The organism is Pseudacidovorax intermedius, from assembly GCF_003350475.1.
GTDB lineage: Bacteria > Pseudomonadota > Gammaproteobacteria > Burkholderiales > Burkholderiaceae_C > Xenophilus > Xenophilus intermedius.
Genome location: NZ_QQAV01000001.1, coordinates 1 through 16,970 on the forward strand (window position 1 = coordinate 1; position 16,970 = coordinate 16,970).

General features: G+C 63.3%; 12 protein-coding genes and 1 pseudogene. 6 read left to right on the forward strand and 7 right to left on the reverse strand.

Going from position 1 to position 16,970, the window contains the following annotated elements:
* Window positions 1–1,898, reverse strand: a pseudogene (locus DFR41_RS27595) (hypothetical protein); the annotation flags it as partial.
* Window positions 1,899–2,411: 513 nt separating this feature from the next.
* Between DFR41_RS27595 and DFR41_RS00010 the strand changes: the two are divergent.
* The 6 genes from DFR41_RS00010 (at window position 2,412) to DFR41_RS00035 (ending at window position 8,074) form a co-directional block, all read left to right on the forward strand.
* Complete coding sequence (locus tag DFR41_RS00010) at window positions 2,412–3,185, forward strand: response regulator transcription factor (protein WP_081682004.1); 774 nt, start codon at window positions 2,412–2,414, stop codon at window positions 3,183–3,185.
* Window positions 3,186–3,392: 207 nt separating this feature from the next.
* Complete coding sequence (locus DFR41_RS00015) at window positions 3,393–4,886, forward strand: DUF4331 domain-containing protein (RefSeq protein ID WP_114801282.1); 1,494 nt, start codon at window positions 3,393–3,395, stop codon at window positions 4,884–4,886.
* A 10-nt stretch (window positions 4,887–4,896) separates the two neighbouring features.
* Entirely contained in the window at window positions 4,897–5,193 is a 297-nt protein-coding gene (locus tag DFR41_RS00020; RefSeq protein ID WP_017757990.1) for a hypothetical protein, read from the forward strand.
* Between the two features lie 32 nt (window positions 5,194–5,225).
* On the forward strand, window positions 5,226–6,395 hold the full coding sequence (locus tag DFR41_RS00025; protein WP_244917602.1) for a tetratricopeptide repeat protein: 1,170 nt from the start codon (window positions 5,226–5,228) through the stop codon (window positions 6,393–6,395).
* Window positions 6,396–6,411: 16 nt separating this feature from the next.
* Window positions 6,412–7,566, forward strand: coding sequence for a HupE/UreJ family protein (locus tag DFR41_RS00030; RefSeq protein ID WP_244917603.1), 1,155 nt, complete (start codon window positions 6,412–6,414; stop codon window positions 7,564–7,566).
* A gap of 100 nt (window positions 7,567–7,666) precedes the next feature.
* Window positions 7,667–8,074, forward strand: a complete 408-nt coding sequence (locus DFR41_RS00035) for a YkvA family protein (RefSeq protein ID WP_114801284.1) — start codon at window positions 7,667–7,669, stop codon at window positions 8,072–8,074.
* A gap of 192 nt (window positions 8,075–8,266) precedes the next feature.
* Here the strand turns inward: DFR41_RS00035 and DFR41_RS27290 are convergent, their stop codons facing one another.
* From DFR41_RS27290 to hsdR, 6 genes are all read right to left on the reverse strand, one after another.
* Window positions 8,267–9,439 (reverse strand): hypothetical protein, encoded by a 1,173-nt coding sequence (locus DFR41_RS27290; protein WP_147284300.1) that lies wholly within the window; start codon window positions 9,437–9,439, stop codon window positions 8,267–8,269.
* Window positions 9,436–9,822 (reverse strand): hypothetical protein, encoded by a 387-nt coding sequence (locus DFR41_RS27295; RefSeq protein ID WP_147284301.1) that lies wholly within the window; start codon window positions 9,820–9,822, stop codon window positions 9,436–9,438. Before DFR41_RS27295 ends, DFR41_RS27290 begins: the two co-directional genes overlap by 4 nt.
* Window positions 9,823–9,985: 163 nt before the next feature.
* Window positions 9,986–11,197 carry an SIR2 family NAD-dependent protein deacylase gene (locus tag DFR41_RS00040; RefSeq protein WP_114801285.1) on the reverse strand — a complete coding sequence of 404 codons (1,212 nt, stop codon included), beginning with the start codon at window positions 11,195–11,197 and terminating at the stop codon, window positions 9,986–9,988.
* A gap of 2 nt (window positions 11,198–11,199) precedes the next feature.
* Complete coding sequence (locus tag DFR41_RS00045; protein ID WP_114801286.1) at window positions 11,200–12,966, reverse strand: restriction endonuclease subunit S; 1,767 nt, start codon at window positions 12,964–12,966, stop codon at window positions 11,200–11,202.
* 2 nt (window positions 12,967–12,968) lie between these two features.
* Window positions 12,969–14,462: a type I restriction-modification system subunit M gene (locus DFR41_RS00050; protein WP_114801287.1), complete on the reverse strand. Its 1,494-nt coding sequence runs from the start codon at window positions 14,460–14,462 to the stop codon at window positions 12,969–12,971.
* A gap of 23 nt (window positions 14,463–14,485) precedes the next feature.
* Entirely contained in the window at window positions 14,486–16,831 is a 2,346-nt protein-coding gene (gene hsdR / locus DFR41_RS00055) for an EcoAI/FtnUII family type I restriction enzme subunit R (protein ID WP_114801288.1), read from the reverse strand.
* Window positions 16,832–16,970 lie beyond the last annotated feature (139 nt).

Below are 16,970 nucleotides of genomic sequence, written 5' to 3' on the forward strand. Positions count from 1 at the left end.
GCCAGCGTGTCCGACAGGCCCAGTTCGCCCACCAGCGGCAGACCGTCCAGGCTGGCCACGGTGTCGGAGACCACGCCCACCGCCGGGTCCAGCAACTGGTTGCCCGTGCCACCATCGCCCCCGCCGGTCAGGCCGCCGAGGAGGCCTCCCAGGAGGCCGTCTTCACCCAGCACACCGCCGAGCAGATCACCACCGGTCAGGCCACCGAGCAGGCCGTCTTCACCAAGAACGCCGCCGAGCAGATCACCACCCAGCAGGTCACCACCGGTGAGGCCGCCCAGGAGACCGTCCTCACCCAGCACGCCGCCGAGCAGGTCACCGCCCAGCAGGTCGCCACCAGTGAGGCCACCGAGCAGGCCGTCTTCACCGAGAACGCCGCCGAGCAGGTCGCCACCCAGCACGTCGCCGCCCAGCAGACCGCCCACGACACCGTTCTCGCCGACCAGACAGCCCACCAGGCCGTCCTCGGTCAGCAGGCCACCGACCAGGCCGTCGTCGCCCAGCACGCCGCCCAGCAGCCCCTGATCGCCCAGCACGGCATCCAGCGGGCCGCCGAGCGTGCCCCCCACCAGGCCGCCGACCAGGCCGTCCTCGCCCAGCAGCGTGTCGGTCAGCCCGTCGACGATGCCGCCGTTGCCGACCACGCCACCGAGCAGGCCGTTGTCGGCCACCAGGCCGCCGACCAGGCCATCCTCGGCCAGCAGCCCGCCCACCAGGCCGTTCTCGGTCAGCAGCCCGCCGACGAGGCCGTCGTCGCCGAGCACGCCGCCCAGCAGGTTGCCGACGACGCCGTCCTCGGCGAGCAGGCCGCCCACCACGCCGTCCAGGCCGGTGGCGCCGAGCACACCGCCCAGGGGGCCGTCGCTGCTCACGAGGTTGTCCAGCAGGTTGACGACGGCGTCGGTGACGTAGTCGACCTGGGTGTCGAGGGAGCCGAGCACGGCGCCCGTGGTGCCGCTGCCCAGGAGGTCGTCCACGACGGGGGTGAGCACGGTGCCCAGGCCGTCGGTGACGCTGTCGACGCTCTGGTCGACGGGGTCGAGGGCGTTGGGGTCGTTGGCGGTGAATTCGGAGCCGACCAGGGGCGAGAGGGTGTTGTCCAGCACGGTGGTCACGTTGTCGACGACGCTGACGACGGGGTTGAGCGAGTCGCCCAGACCCAGGGCATCGGAGACGCCACCGACGACGGTGCCGCCGAGGCTGTCGGCGGGATCGAGCAGGGCGTCGGCGTCGGCATCCGCATCCGCATCCGCATCAGCGTCAGCGTCGGCGTCGGCGTCAGCGTCAGCGTCAGCGTCGGCGTCGGCGTCGGCGTCGGCGTCCGCATCGGCGTCCGCATCGGCGTCGGCGTCCGCATCGGCATCTGCATCCCCATCCTCGCCCGGCTGCGGGACGAGCAACGGGAGCACGCTCCCGTCATCCCCCCCGCTGTCGGCGGCGGCCACCAGGGCCGCGCCGCCCAAAGCCGCCAGCGCGAAGTCGGCCAAGCCCAGTCCGCCCGTGGCAGCCAGGGTCTTCTTCACCGCCAGCGCGGCGCCTTCGGCATCGCTGGCGGGCGCCACGGCCAGGTCGCCGGCAGCCAGATCCACATCGACCTGCTGCAGGCCGCCCGGCAGGGCCGTCGCGGAGATGGTGGCGTCGGTGCCGCCGGTGAAGGTGCCGACCAGCGGCGCCTGGTTGGCACCGGCGCCGGGGAAATTCACGGCCGCCTGTCCGCCCTCGGGAACCAGCACCCGGTCGCCGGGCAGCAGCGCCTGCGTGCCCTCGACGGGCAGGCGCACGCCTTCGCGGATCACGGCGACGCCGGGCGTGGCGTTGGACAGGGTGCCCACGCCCGCCGTCGCGGCACCGCCGCCCGTTGCGGAGGCGGCGACAGGCGCGGCAGAAGCCTGGGCCATCAGAACCGGCTTGTCGCCAGCAGAGGACGCCGAAAGGGCGGAGGAAGCGGAGGTCGAAGTCTGGAGCGTCATGGAGGGCCTCGTTGTGCGACGGAGATGACCCTGTGGGGCAACATGCATGCCGCCCCCGCAACCCACCCACCGCGCGACTGCTCCGGCGTCGCAAACCTTTGTCAGCAAAGGAATTTCTCGTAGCGGACCCGGCTTGCCCCGCCCGCTCGCCGCGCATTTGCCCGCGCTTGTTACGGGGCCGCCCCCCGTAACGCCGTAACGACATCGCCAGCCCGCGGGGCCACCGATCCCGTCCGACGCGCCGATTTCCTTTTATTGCAGTCCTTTTCCCTTTCCTCCCAAATATTTACATTCATTTATCAACGATATTCAAACATCTTCAATGGTCTTTTTGCCTTCTCAACAATAGGCGCGAAATTTAACAGTACAACCTTTATGTCCTGTCTAATGGCGTCGCTTCCCCTCCAATCGAATTACCGACCTATTTCAGGAGAGCGCGATATGCGTATTGCAGTTGTGGACGACGAGCCGGCGTCGCTGGATTTCCTGCACCGGACCATCACCCAGGAAGGCCACGAGTGTTTCGGCTTCACCACCGGCCTGGACCTCCTGCGCACCCTGCGCCATCACAGCTTCGACCTGCTGGTGATCGACTGGACCCTGCCCGACCTGACCGGGGCCGAGCTGATCCGCATGATCCGCAACGGCTTGCCCAGCACGGTGCCGATCATCTTCATCACCACCGGCGAGAGCGACGCCGACATGGTCGAAGGCCTGGGCGCCGGCGCGGACGACCACCTGTGCCGCCCGGTGCGCACCGGCGAATTGGCCGCCCGCATGCAAGCCCTGCTGCGCCGCACCTATCCGCAATTGACCGAGGCCGAATTGCACTTCGGCGTCTACACCTTCATGCCGCGCCGCCGGCAATTGACGGTGCGCGACACACTGGTGCCGCTCACCAACCGCGAATTCGAACTGGCCCTGCTGCTGTTCCGCAACCTGGGCCGCCTGCTGTCGCGTGAGCACCTGTGCGGCACCGTGGTGGGCCCAGGCGCGGAAGCCACCTCGCGTTCGCTGGACACCCATGTCTCGCGCCTGCGTCACAAGCTGGACCTGCGGCCACACAACGGCTACCTGCTGTCGGCGATCTACCGCATGGGCTACCGCCTGGACGCCATCGAGGAGCGCGCCGTCGGTGCGGCGGCCGATACCACGGCCGCGGGGGCGGAGCGTCCGCTGCTGCCGGGCCGCAGCCGCACACCGCCAGCGGCCTGACAGCCTCTCCCCCCGCCGCATGAAAGGCCGCCAGCGCTGGCGGCCTTTTCGTTTTTGGAATCCGGGTTCGCACCCCCGATCTCTCGGTGCAAACCCTAGGTCCGCCCGTCCTCTGCATCCAGTGCAGGCGCAGTGCCGTATCCGATCCGCCGATGCGAATTCGGTCGAGTCCCACTGCCCATCACTCCACCTACAGAGGTCACGCCAATGAGACTGTCCACCCCTGCCAAGGCGCTCGGCATTGCCGCCGCCGGCGCGCTGCTGATTGCGGGCGCGCATGCGTCCAGCCACCGCGAGGCCCCCTCCATCGCGGGCATGCCCAAGCTGGATGCCACCGATTTCTACATGTTCCGCAGCTACGAGGCCGGCCGCCAGGACTACCTGACGCTGATCGCCAACTACCAGCCCGACCAGAGCGCCTACGGCGGGCCCAACTACTTCAGCATGGATCCGAACGCCCTGTACGAGATCCACCTGGACACCAATGGCGATGCGGTGGAGGACCTCACCTTCCAGTTCCGCTTCAAGAACACGCTGCGCGACATCCAGCTGCCCGTGGGCGGCAAGCAGGTGTCGATCCCGCTGATCCAGGCCGGCGGCATCACGGGGCCCAACCAGGCCACCAGCAACCTGCGCGAGACCTACACCCTGAGCGTGGTGCGCGGCGACCGGCGCAAGGGCACCGTGCAGCCGGTGACCGGCCCCGGCGGCGCCACCGAGTTCGACAAGCCGACCGACAACATCGGCGAGAAGACCTTCGGCGCTGGCGCCGGCTATGCCAACTACGCCAACCAGCACATCTACACCGTCAACATCCCCGGCTGCAGCGCGCCCGGACGCGTGTTCGTGGGCCAGCGCAAGGACCCGTTCAGCGTGGCGCTGGGCCAGGTGTTCGACCTGGTCAACCTCAACCCGCTGGGCGCGCCCGACGCCAATGCCGATGCGCTCGCGGCCAAGAACGTGACGACGATGGCGGTGGAACTGCCCATCGCCTGCGTGACCACGGCCAGCCAGCCCATCGTCGGCGGCTGGACCACGGCCAGCGTGCGCCAGGGCCGGCTGATCGCCAGCCCGCCCAAGAGCGGCCATGGCACGACCGCCATCCAGGGCGGCGCCTGGGCCCAGGTCTCGCGCCTGGGCATGCCGCTGGTCAACGAGGTGGTGATCGGCCTGAAGGACAAGGACCGCTTCAACAGCTCCAAGCCCATGGACGACGCCCAGTTCGCCAACTACGTGACCAACCCCACGCTGCCGGCGCTGGTGCAGACGCTGTTCTCGGCGCCCGCCCCCACCAACTTCCCGCGCACCGACCTCGTCGCCGCCTTCCTCACCGGCGTGGACGGCCTGAACAAGCCGGCCAACGTGAAGGCCTCCGAAATGCTGCGGCTCAACACCAGCATCGCCGCGACGCCCAAGGCGCAGCAGAGCAACCTGGGCGTGCTGGGCGGCGACAACGCGGGCTTCCCCAACGGCCGCCGACCGGGCGACGACGTGGTGGATGCGGAACTGCGCGTGGCCATGGGTGCGCTGTGCGTCGCCACCGGCGCCAACGATGTGCTCAAGGTGGGCTGCAAGCCCGCCGATGCGCCGGCCGGCGGCGCGGCGCTGACCGACGGCGCGGCCCAGTCGCCGGCCCAGTTCCCGGAGGCTTTCCCCTACCTCAATACGCCGCTGCCGGGCTCCACCCTGGCTCGACAGTGAGGGCGCCGCGATGAACCGCCTGTCCATGCATCTCGCGGGCGCCCTGCTGACCGCCGCGGCCCTGGCGGGCTGTGGCGGCGGGGGCGGCAGTTCCTTCGCCTTCGTGCCGGCATCGCCGCCGGGCACGGGCAGCACCAGTCCGCCCTCGCCCTCCACACCCACACCGCAGCCGAACGCCTACGACCAGTTCCTGGCCTATGTGCTCGCGCTGGTGGGCACGCAGCAGGACAGCGCCGAGCCCGCGGACGTGGCTGCCCTCGACCCGGCACCCACGTCCGAGACTGCCGAGCCGATCGCGACGCCATGAGCGGCGGGCCGCCAACGCAGCGCCTCCGCGGCGTGCACTGGCGCGCTCTGGCGCTGGGCCTGGCGATGACCGGCGGCGCGCCGGCGGGCGCCCATGCGGCCCCCCGGTTGCCGGCGTCCGACGACCAGGTCGTCGAGACCCTGCCCGGCGGGCCGGGTGCGGCAAAGGCCAAGCAACGGCTGCGTGCGAGCCTGCAGGAGCGTGCCGGCGACCCGGCCGCCGCCATCGGGGCCGCCCAGGCCTACCTCGCCCTGGCCCGGACGCAGGGTGACGCCCGCTATGCCGGTCAGGCGCTGGCCGCGCTGCGCGCCTGGGACACCGTGCCACTGGGCCAGACGCCACCGGAGGTCCTGGTGATGCGGGCCACCGTCCAGCAGTTCGTGCACGATTTCGATGGCGCCGAAGCGTCGCTGAAGACCGCCCTGGCGCGCCGCCCGGCCGACGCGCAGGCCTGGCTGACGCAGGCCACCCTCCTGCGCGTGCGGGGCCGGCTCGCCGAATCCGACGCCGCCTGCCGGGCCACGGGCCGGGCAGGACCAGCGGTCTACGGCATCGCCTGCCTGGCGGAGAACGCCGCGCTGCGCGGCCGCCACGACGAGGCGCGTGCCACCTTGCGCGCGCTGCTGCACGACCCGCCCCTCCAGGCCGACAGCCTGGCCGGCGTGCGGCAATGGCTGTGGACCACGCTGGCCGAGGTCGAGGAGCTGGCCGCACGGCCCGCCGCGGCCGAGGCCGCCTACCGGGAAGCCCTGCTGCTCGGTCGCGACGGCTACCTGCGGCTGGCCTATGCCGACTTCCTGCTGCAGCAGGATCGCGCCAGCGAAGTGCCCCCCTTGCTGAGTGCCGAGCCACGCAGCGACCCGGTGCTGCTGCGCCTGGCCATCGCCGAGCGGCGCACGTCGGGCCGCTCGGGCGAGGCGGCGGAGGAACTGGCCGACCGTTTTGCGGCGGAGGCCCTCCGCCCCGCAGGCGCTGCGGGCCATGCACGCGAACAGGCACTCTTTGCCCTGGATGTGCAAGGCAACGCGCAGCAGGCCCTGGCGCTGGCGCGGCAGAACATCGGCCTGCAGCGCGAGCCGACGGACCTGCTGCTGCTGGCGCGCGCTGCCCGCGCCGCGCGGGACCCAGCCGCCCTGGCCGAGGCGCGCCGGGTGCGTGACGAGATCGGCCTGCGGGATGCCCGGATCGATGCGCTGCTCTGACCCCTGTCACCGAGCCATGCGCCCCATGGTGCTTCTGGCGCTGTTGGCCCTGGCTGCGCTCCTGTGCCCCCTCCCCGCCCGCGCCCACAAATCCAGCGACGCGTATCTGTGGATCACCCGGGAAGGGCCTCACCTCGCCATCCGATGGGACATCGCCCTGCGCGACCTGGACGCCGCCCTGGACCTCGACGCCAACCAGGACCAGCACCTGCAGTGGGGCGAGGTGCGCAGACGCCTGCCGGACATCATGGCCTACGCCGGCGCGCGGCTCGTGCTGCAGCAGGGCCGCTGCATCCTGCGGCCAGGCCCCGCCGAGGGCATCGAAGAGCGGGTGGACGGCGCCTACCTGGCGCTGCGCTTCGACAGCGACTGCGCCGACACCGACACGCTGACCATCGACTACCGGCTGTTGCGCGACGTCGACCCCACCCACCGTGGCCTGATGCGGCTCGGCACGGCGAACGACACGGGCGCCCTGAGCGCCAGCGTGCGCTCGCTCGATCCCGGCGGCGGTCCGGTGCAGGTGCAGTGGCCTGTCGACGAGGCCAAGCCGCCCGCGAGCGGACATGGCTTCTTTGCCGATGGCCTGCACCACATCCTGATCGGCTACGACCACCTGCTCTTCCTGCTGTGCCTGCTGCTGCCGGCGGTGATGCGCCGCAGCGCCGCGGGCTGGACGCCGGTGGGCCGCTGGCGCGACGCCATCTGGCCCATCGTGAGCTGGGTCACGCTGTTCACCCTGGCGCATTCGCTCACGCTGGCACTGGCAGCGCTGAAGATCGTGAGCCTGTCGCCGCGCATCGTCGAGCCCGCCATCGCGGCCACCATCCTGCTCGCGGCGCTGGACAACCTGCGGCCGCTGCTCGGCACACGCCGACGCTTCTTCAGCTTCGGCTTCGGGCTGATCCACGGCTTCGGCTTCGCGGGTGCCCTGGCCGAGCTGGACCTGCCCACCCGGGCCTTCGCCAGCGCCCTGCTGCAGTTCAACCTGGGCGTGGAAGCGGGGCAACTGCTGGTGGTGGGCATCGCCATGCTGGTGCTGCTGGCCCTGCGGCGCTGGCGCGGCTACGTGCCCGTGGTGCTGCGCGGCGGATCGGTGCTGGCGGCGATGCTGGCGCTGGTGTGGCTGGTGGAGCGGGTGTTCGACCTGTCGCTGCTGCCGATGGGTTGAAGGCGGTGGACACGCTACGACGCGCGATGGCGAGCCTCCGCCCGCCGCCGGCACACGGCTGCCTATAGTCACGGCCGCCGCCATTCCTTGCCTCGACGCCGTGTCCATCCTTGACGCCCTGCGCCGCTGGGCCCGCCAGCTCAAGCGCGACGTGCTCGCCCTCTGGTTCGCCCGCCGCCATCCGCAAACGCCCTGGCACGCCAAGGCCCTGGGCGCCTTCGTCGTGGCCTATGCGCTCAGCCCCATCGACCTGATCCCCGACTTCATTCCGGTGCTGGGCTTCCTGGACGACGTGATCCTGCTGCCCGGCCTGATCTGGCTCACGCTGCGGCTCTTGCCACCGCAGGTGCTGGCCGACTCGCGCGACCACGCGCAGGCCTGGATGGACGCGCGCCGCGACCGGCCCCGCAGCCGGGTGGGGGCGGTGGTGATCGTGCTGCTGTGGGTGGGGGTGGTCGCGGCGCTGGCGGTGTGGGCCTGGCCGTGGGTGCGGAATCGCATGGGCTGAGAGTCCCGGCTGTTCATCGCCAATAAAGGCTGAGACGAGGCTACCTCGTCGTCCGCAAGGCTCTAGGCACGGTCAGCCGCTCGCGAAGTCTGAGACTAGACGTGGTGGCCGGGGCAATGCTGTAACGCCTTGACGTAGAAGTCTGGGACAGGTCTCACTTCGAAGGCGCCATGATGCTTGCGCGCCAGACAACTAGTCTTGCACGTCCGAGTTCCCGGCATCCGCTCCAAATAAATCCGCCTTTCCACTATTTTCAGGTGGAAGATAGGCATAAATTTTCAGCATGTCGTCGCTTATGACGTGGAGGTGATTTACATAATTCTTTGCACGGGGAAAAACCCTCCATGACACTGGCTTAATGGCCACACGCTCCATACCTGACTCAGACAGCACGAACAAACTTTCACCGGCTTCGGCCACTGAACCAAAGGAAGCGGACCTGACCGAAAAAAGCTTATCCAAAAATCCTCCAGCGACGACCCTATGAACAGAGTTCGAGCCTAGGCTTTCTATAGATGGCGCCTCGGAACCGCTCGCGGCTAGCTGACTTATTTCTAAGCAACCATCGCCAGTCACCTGAAAAAGCTTTGTCACCCCAAGCCAAGCATAAACTATGTCATTGCCGTTCCGGCCAAGTTTGGCGCTGACTTTAGGGCCACTATGCCTCAGAGCCTTGTAGATTTGCCAGAATTCATATGATGGTTCATCGGGTACACGGGGTATTTGATGAAAAGTAGCCGCATGCGGACCTGAAGCGGTATTAGCGACCAAGACCTGGTTCATCCATTCGCAGTCGTAAGACTCGATCTCCAGAATTTGATTAAGGTCGTCACTCCTCATTCGGCCGGATGTAGGCGGGGCCGCGGTGAAGATTCCATTGGGGCCCGCGGCTATAGCGACTCGGTTGAAGTCATTTGGCGAGATGCTGTATGCCCTATCCTCCGTCAACGTAATCTGTCGCGAATCATCAAGTAGCTTATTCTCATAAGAGAATTGCGTCTGCACTACACCGCGCTCGTCCGCGGTATAGAAGCGATTGGCATACACGTAGATGTCCGCAGGCCAGCCGGCGAGCTTTAATTCCCCGACAAAACTCCGCTGTAGATCCTTGGCGTCAATCACCAGTTGCAATGTTTGGACGACATCTCGCATTGTATCGTAAAAATAGCGAGAATCAACCAGGAATTTTATAACCTCAAATACATTGCCTGAGTCTCGGAGTTGTTTTCCCACCGTCTCGCTTATAAGCGTCTCCCAGTTGTAGGTGCGTACTACGGAATCCGCGCCAACGAGAAAGAGAGTGCCCGAATAGAGGAAGCTATGAATGAAATCTCCTTCAATGGAGATATCGAGGGAACGCTTCATTTGAATTGCCCTCCAATAATTTTCAACTTCTCGGCTTTGTTGATAATTTTCGATTCAAGCCAGCAGTTGAGCACGCTCTCTGGAGGAATGTCGTCCCCGCGGGCTTGCACGGGATAGCCGTGCCAAACGCTATTGTCTTCAACGAATTTAGCGAAATGGAGCTCTACCTGCCTGCCATTCTTCTCGAGACCCTGTCCCAGTACTGAGAAGTTGCTTTGCAGCGCCCACAGGTATTTCTTCGCCTTGCTCATTGACGTCCATTTCTCTGAGCCGGCCCGGGCGAACAACGTAATCTCAACCCACTCACTGACGCTCCAAACACTCGCGTCGGCCGTAGGCTTGGCCTTTCGGTGCTTTGTGTGGACTTTGTAACTCAGCTCCATTGCCCCATCCTAGAGTGCGTTGTATTGTGAATACGAACCGCGGCTCGCCACGCACACGGATCGGCGCGCCCCTCGCACCGATTCTTGGTGGGGCGCGGGCGAAATCTCCAGCCGTTGGTTTAGGAAAGACATGGAAGTTCTGTCTACGAATAGCCTTCCCGCATCACGCAGCTGCAGGGTCCGGCATGGCTGCCATTTCACGCATGGCTTTGGGCATAAAGTGCTTGGCGCGCGCTACTTGCGACTTCTTGTAGTTCAGCTCGCTCTTTGCCAAGCGCAAGATGTCGTCCACGAACTGGTATTGCTTCTCGGGATACCAAATAGCCGTGATACCCAGCCGTGCCAGCTCTGCGTTTCGCACGGTCAGGTCGGCTAACTGGACAGGGACTTGGTCGATGCAAAAGTGCCGCGGCAACAGCGCATCACCGGCTGCGAGCTTGGTGGCCAGGAAGACCTGCAAGGTTCGGTCGTTGCGCAAGTTGCAGCCCAGGAACAGCAAGCTGTTGTTGCGGTAGAAGCGGGCCAGGATCTTGGGCACTGGCAGCTGTAGGTCCAACGTACCGGCGCCATAGGCCGCGTCGTACTGGGCTTTGCCCAAGATGCAATGCGCTGGGTCGGCAAAGTCGCCGTGGATCTTGATCAGGGTGACGCACTTCGGGTCAGGCACCACCGTCATGGCCGTAGTGCCGTCCAGCACCTGGATGTACGAACCATCACCCGTGTCGTACACCTGCTCCAGCAAGCGGTCGTAGTTGGTGGTGACCAAGGTATCGGTGAACAGCTCCGAGATCAGCAGCGTGATGTCTTGGATACGGCCGCGCTTGCCAAACACGTCGCGGATCTCTTGTGCGAAGACATCTCGCCCGTGCCGCTGCTCGATGTCGGCGATCACCGATTCGTAATCACCTTGCGCCAACCAGGCCTCCACCTGCGGCTGCGCGAGGCCCGCCGTGCGGCCTTGCTGACGCAGATGGTTCGCCCAGGTGGGGAAGCCGCCGCCCGCTGAAACGCCGGCCCCCACGAAGGGCACCATTTCTTGAGCAGCCAGGCACTCGACCAACTGCTCAAAGCGCTGTTCGTTGCGCTCGAACCAGTGCTGCCCGTCCTCGTCACCGTACAGTTCAATCAGGTGGTCGCGACTCAGAACCTCATTGCGACGCTGCCCGCGATAGGCCTGCAGCGCCTGCTCGTAGGCCTCGCGGTCGCCCGCAAAGAAAGCCTTGCTCGGGTTGGACAGGCCCACATTGCCGAGCCCACGCAGCAACGGCAACTCCAGGTTGATCTCGCCCGCATCGATCCAGGCATTGAAGTCTTCGAACAGCTCGTAGTCCGCGTGCCCGTCCACCTTGCACCAGGATTCGGCCTGCGCGTTCATGGTCAATCCTCCACGAGCGCCTGCTCGGCCAGAGCATCGGCCAGATGCAGCTGGGTGGTTTGCGCATCGGCAAGGCGGCCCTTGAGGTTGTCGCACAGCGCCATCAGTTCTTCGACTTTGGCAACTATTCGGTGTTGTTCAGCGAGAGGTGGCAACGGCAAGACTGTTTCTGCAATCTTCCCAGCATTCAAGTTTGGTTGCGCTCCCCCCTCGGCCAAAGATCGAATGTCCTCGTACGCCTTTTGAAAGAAAACCTTTATGTAAGCACGGTGAGCTGGTGTTTGATCGATTAGCTGAATAGCTGCGCATGCCTGATTCGTACCAGCAGGTATCAATAGCTCCGTGATTTGCCCTCTTGTTTTCCCTTGTCCATACATGGCAACTATTAATGTGCCAGGCGGGTAGATCGTGACATTGGTCTCAGCAATTGCCTTGGCCGAAATCTTCTCACGTGTTTCTGATACGAATGGCAGTGATGTCTCTCCACTCGTCACCCAACTGAATTCCGCAGGACTGTAATATGAACTGTCGTCTCTTGCAGGGGTGGCGCCGGTTCCTATCGCCGCAATGGCTTGCAGTCGAACATATTCCCAGCCACTTGGGATATCAAGTTTCTTTTCACCCTTTGTAATCACAGCCAACGCTCTATCCTTCTTGAGCTTTCCAAGACTGATCAGCCCAGCCTTCTCAGAAGCTATCCTCTTGAGCAACTCGCTTGATGGCTCATCGTTCGGGTCTTGCGAAACGAGCTTGCCCATCACGGCCAGTTGAAGGATGGTTTGCTTGAGCTGGTCGATGCTCTCTTCAGTGGTGAAGAGGGTGTGGAAATGCTCGGCAATGCGCTGCCAACTGCGGGCGAACTGCGCGTGATCGGCAGCGCTGGTGAGCGCGTTCAGCAAGGTGGCCACCAGGGTTTGATGAGCGCTGACGCTAGTGTCGGTTTGCTGTTCCAGTTGGTCGCCGAGTGCCATCAGTTCATCGACTTTGGCGACGATGCGGTGTTGTTCTGACAAAGGGGGAAGTGCCAACGGATTAAACGAAAAGAAGTCCGTTGGCAGACGCTTTTGACCTGCAGAGCCCGTCATCTTGGTTTCACCGACTCTCAAGAACTGCGGTGACTTCAAGTACAAAAGCAAAAAGCCACGACTGACAAAGTCGCCGTAGGGACGCAGAACGTGAAGTTCCGTTGTCCCGGCTCCGACGCCGTTATGCAATCCTGAGAATATTGCCGCCTTGCTGTTCTCAAAGCATGGCGTGATTTTCGCGATTGCGATGTCACCATCGGCGAAATGCGTATACCCCTTCCTGATATCGCCCCACTTTCTCGGCTCATGATCATGTCGACCGTCAAACCTCGTGGAGATCAGAGGCATAGGAATGAACGAAGCATTGATGTCATCCCCAACATCGTTTCGTGGCGAAACCTCCCCAAGTGCCGCTAAGCATGTCCAGATCCAACCATCCGGTAAATCTTGTTGCCAAGCAGCACCGACTTGGGGCAACGCCTTCCCTTGTTTGATCTTTCCTTCCCTGACCAACTTCGCTTTCTCAGCGGTGATCTTTTTAAGCGATTCGCTAGCAGGCTCGTCCTTCGGATCTTGCCGCACTAGTAAGCCACGTATGGCAAGCTCCAGGATGAGCTCGCGCAGCTTCTTGATTCCATACAGCTCCACCTTGCTGGAAGAGCCACGGCCCGCAGCAGACTTGCGCTTGATGGCGGTCGCCAACAGATCCAGATGCTGGGTGACCAACTTCTCGACAGCAGCCATGGTCAGTGCGCACCCGTCAATGCGGTGCCCAAGATGACCTTGAGCTGATCTCGCAGGCCCTGGATTTCCTTCTGCTGACTCTGATACTGCATCAGCAACTCGTCAGGGTCGTGGCTGATCTGTTCCCGCACGTGGGGGTTTTTGATGTCCAGGTTGTGGTTACGCGCCTTGATATCGTCGATGCTCACCTTCCAGGCCTGTGCGGTTTCCACGCGTGCTGCAAAGCCATCGGCCTCATCCCCCCACCAAGCGCATTCGGTGGCGAACTCTTCCACCTGCATGGGCCGGGTCTTGTTGTAGCTGCTCACGCCGTCAGGATAAGGGTGCTCGTAGAACCACACAGCTGAGGTAGCCGGCCATTGGCCTTCCGCCTTCTTAGTGAAGAACAAGATGTTGGTCTTGATGCCCGTGTAGGGGTTGAACACCCCATTGGGCAGCCGCACAACAGTGTGCAGATGGCATTGCTCCAGCAGCATCTGCTTCAGGCGGGTTTTCATGCCCTCGCCAAACAAGAAACCGTCTGGCAGCACCACGGCTGCGCGGCCATTCACTTTGAGCAGCTTGACCACCAAGGCCATGAACAAGTCGGCCGTTTCACGCGTGCGCAGGGTGGCGGGGAACTGGTTTTCCACGCCGTCTTCTTCCATGCCACCAAACGGCGGGTTGGTCACGATCACGTTCACGCGGTCGGCTTCGCCGTAGTCGGTGTAAGCGCGACGGCTGAGCATGTTGTCGTGCTCGATCTGCGTGGGCGTGTCCATACCGTGCAAGATCATGTTGGTGATGCACAGCATGTGGGGCAGGGCCTTCTTCTCCACCCCATGGATGCTCGCCACCAATGCGGCTTCGTCATCCGCGTTGAGCACGTACTTGCTGCGCTTGTGGTCAATGGTGCAAGCCAAGAAGCCACCAGTGCCGCAGGCCGGGTCCAACACGCTTTCGGCCAGTTTGGGGTCCACCCTGTCGATGATGAACTTGGTCACGGCGCGGGGCGTGTAGAACTCGCCCGCATTCCCTGCGCTCTGCAGGTCCTTAAGGATCTGCTCGTAGATGCCGCCAAAGGTGTGCCGGTCGTCCGTGTTGTTGAAGTCGATCTCGCAGATCTTGTTGATGACCTGCCGCATCAAGGTGCCCGACTTCATGTAGTTGTAGGCATCTTCAAACACGTTGCGGATGACCTTGGCACGCTCTCCTGTGGGGCCGCTGAGCACCAGCTTGCCCTTGAGCGTCGGGAACAGCTGCAGGTTGACGAAGTCGCTGAGTGCTTCGCCTGTGATGCCTTCGGCGTCGGTCGCCCAGTTGCGCCAGCGCAGATGCTCGGGCAAAGGCGACTTGTAGTCGTCTTCCAGCAACTCAACCTCGGCCTCGCGGTCGTCGTAGATCTTGAGAAAGAACATCCACACCAGTTGACTGATGCGCTGGGCATCGCCATCGACGCCCACGTCTTTGCGCATGATGTCCTGAATGGACTTGATGACACCGCTCACATTGCTCATAGAAACCTAAATTCTTTACCTGCTTAACTGGCTTGTTTGAAGAGCTCTACTTCAAGCTCTTGCACGGCTTCCTCGTACTTGGCCTTGCCGCCAAAGACGCCGTTGATGATTTCTACAGGGGTGCCCAACTGCTTGAAAGGATCGAGTTTGAGCACGTTATTGTTCTCGATGCTGGTGATGCCTTCGTTGGCGTATTTGTCTAGCAGGGCCTCAAGCACCGCGCGGGCCTTGTCCCCGTATTTGGTGAAGTAGTTGCGCTTCTTCACGCTGTTGGCCCGCTCGCTGCGGGTCAACGGTCGCTGGTCGAAGGCGATGTGGCAAATGAGGTCGAAGTCGCCATAGTCTTTTCCCACCTCTCGGGCCAGATTGGGCAACTCGATGCCGTATTCGGCCAGCGCTTCGATGATGGCGGCCTTCTTCTTGGCGCGGTTCCACTTCTGCAAGAAGTCGTCTAGCGAAGCGAACTCCTGGCGGATGCCTTTGCGGCTGTAGTCGCGGTAGCTCTCGGTGACCATCTGGCCGTCTTCGCCGATGTACTCGACTCGCTCGCCCAGGATGCGAGCGCCCACAGCGCTGACGACGAACTTCTTGGGCGTGTCGCCTTCATCACCGTCGCCATCATCGTCGTCATCGCCACCGGGCTCCGGGTCGGGTGGCACCGGGTCGTCGCCGTCCTCTGGCTCGTAGATCACCACGGGCTCGCCATCAAACTCTGGATCTTTGAATAGTTCGGTGGCCTTCTTGAAGTCGAGGATGGTGAAGAAGAACTTGTTGTGCGATTCTTCGATGCGCGTGCCTCGCCCCACGATCTGCTTGAACGTGGTCATGGAGTTGATGGTCTTGTCCAGAACGATGAGCTTGCAGGTCTTGGCATCCACCCCGGTGGTTAGCAGCTCTGAGGTGGTAGCAATAACCGGGTACTTACTCTCCGGATCGATGAAGTTGTCCAGCTCGGCCTTGCCTTCCAGGCTGTCTCCGGTGATCCGCATCACGTACCTGCTGTTCGCTTTCGCCAGCGGGCCTGCCGCATTGACGATGGCTTTGCGCATACGCTCGGCGTGGTCAATGTCTTCACAGAAGATGATGGTTTTCTGGAAGGGGTCGGTGGCGTTGAGCAACTTCATCACGCGCTCGGCCACGAGCTTGGTGCGCTGGTTGAGCACCAACACGCGGTCCATGTCGAGCTGGTTGTACTCGCGGTGTTCGATCGCGTTGCCCAGATCGTCAGTCATGCCCTCGGGCGGTGTCCAACCCTGGACGTCTTTGTCGATGTCGATGCGCACTACCTTGTAAGGCGCCAGGAAGCCATCCTGAATGCCTTGCTTGAGCGAGTAGGTGTAGACCGGCTCACCGAAGTACGTGATGTTGGACGCATACTTGGTTTCCTTGGGCGTGGCGGTCAGACCCAGCTGGATAGCATCGTCGAAGTATTCGAGGATTTCCTTCCAAGCTGAATCGTCACTGGCGCTGCCGCGGTGGCATTCGTCGATGACGATCAGATCAAAGAAGTCTTTGCTGACGGACTTGAAGATCTTGTCCTCTTCGTACGGGCCAGTCAGCGCCTGATACAGCCCGAGATAGACCTCGTAGGAGGGGTCGATCTTACGGTTTCGTATCTTGGTCATGACGGAGCCGAAAGGCTTGAAGTCATTAACCAAGGTCTGGTCGGCCAAGATATTGCGGTCCACCACGAACAAGACGCGCTTGACCCTCTTCGCTTTCCAAAGGCGATAGATGATCTGGAAGGTGGTGTAGGTTTTTCCAGTACCGGTGGCCATCACCAGAAGCAGCCGTTTGTCGCCCTGGGCTACTTTCTCGATGACATGGTTGATGGCCTCGGCCTGGTAGTAGCGAGGCTCCTTCTTACTGCCGTCGTCAAAATATGGTTCGGTAACCAGTGACTCCTGCGCATCCGAAATGCCTCGGAAGGCCTTATAACGACGCCACAACTCGCCAGGTCCTGGGAAGTCGTCCATGCCGAATTCGATTTCGATGTCTTGCCCATCTGGAACGGTCTTGTCATGGCTGGCAAAGCCATCGCCGTTGGAGCTGAACGCGCAAGGCACGTCCAGGAGATCGGCGTAGCCCAAGGCCTGCTGCAGGCCTCCGCTGATGGTGTGGTTGTTGTCCTTGGCCTCAATCACCGCAACAGGCACGCCCTTTTCCTTTTGCAGCACGTAGTCGGCGAACTTTTTCTTCTTCTTGTTGCGCGAAGACAGGTTGCCACGGACAACGACGGGGCCCGGCGTCAGCGTGACCTCCCGACGAACTTGTGTCATCTCATCCCATCCTGCGCTCAGGATCGCTGGGGTGATGAACTTGGTTTTGATGTCTGCCTCGCTGAGCGTCTTTCTCTCGCGACTATCCATCCTTACCTCCAAATGCGGGGCCCCGTGGATTAACCCGGCAACTCACCTTGCTACCTGCTGTCGACTTTTTGATGCGAATCGGTTTGACGAGTGCCATGTCACTACCTGTCTGCTTCCGATGTAGTAACGGAACGGCAGC

What these genes read in the sequence shown, in the direction of transcription:
- DFR41_RS00010 (WP_081682004.1), top strand. Translation starts at nt 2,412, where the DNA reads ATGCGTATTGCAGTTGTGGACGACGAGCCGGCGTCGCTGGATTTCCTG.
- DFR41_RS00015 (WP_114801282.1), top strand. Translation starts at nt 3,393, where the DNA reads ATGAGACTGTCCACCCCTGCCAAGGCGCTCGGCATTGCCGCCGCCGGC.
- DFR41_RS00020 (WP_017757990.1), top strand. Translation starts at nt 4,897, where the DNA reads ATGAACCGCCTGTCCATGCATCTCGCGGGCGCCCTGCTGACCGCCGCG.
- DFR41_RS00030 (WP_244917603.1), top strand. Translation starts at nt 6,412, where the DNA reads ATGCGCCCCATGGTGCTTCTGGCGCTGTTGGCCCTGGCTGCGCTCCTG.
- DFR41_RS27290 (WP_147284300.1), bottom strand. Translation starts at nt 9,439, where the DNA reads ATGAAGCGTTCCCTCGATATCTCCATTGAAGGAGATTTCATTCATAGC.
- DFR41_RS27295 (WP_147284301.1), bottom strand. Translation starts at nt 9,822, where the DNA reads ATGGAGCTGAGTTACAAAGTCCACACAAAGCACCGAAAGGCCAAGCCT.
- DFR41_RS00040 (WP_114801285.1), bottom strand. Translation starts at nt 11,197, where the DNA reads ATGAACGCGCAGGCCGAATCCTGGTGCAAGGTGGACGGGCACGCGGAC.
- DFR41_RS00045 (WP_114801286.1), bottom strand. Translation starts at nt 12,966, where the DNA reads ATGGCTGCTGTCGAGAAGTTGGTCACCCAGCATCTGGATCTGTTGGCG.
- DFR41_RS00050 (WP_114801287.1), bottom strand. Translation starts at nt 14,462, where the DNA reads ATGAGCAATGTGAGCGGTGTCATCAAGTCCATTCAGGACATCATGCGC.
- hsdR (WP_114801288.1), bottom strand. Translation starts at nt 16,831, where the DNA reads ATGGATAGTCGCGAGAGAAAGACGCTCAGCGAGGCAGACATCAAAACC.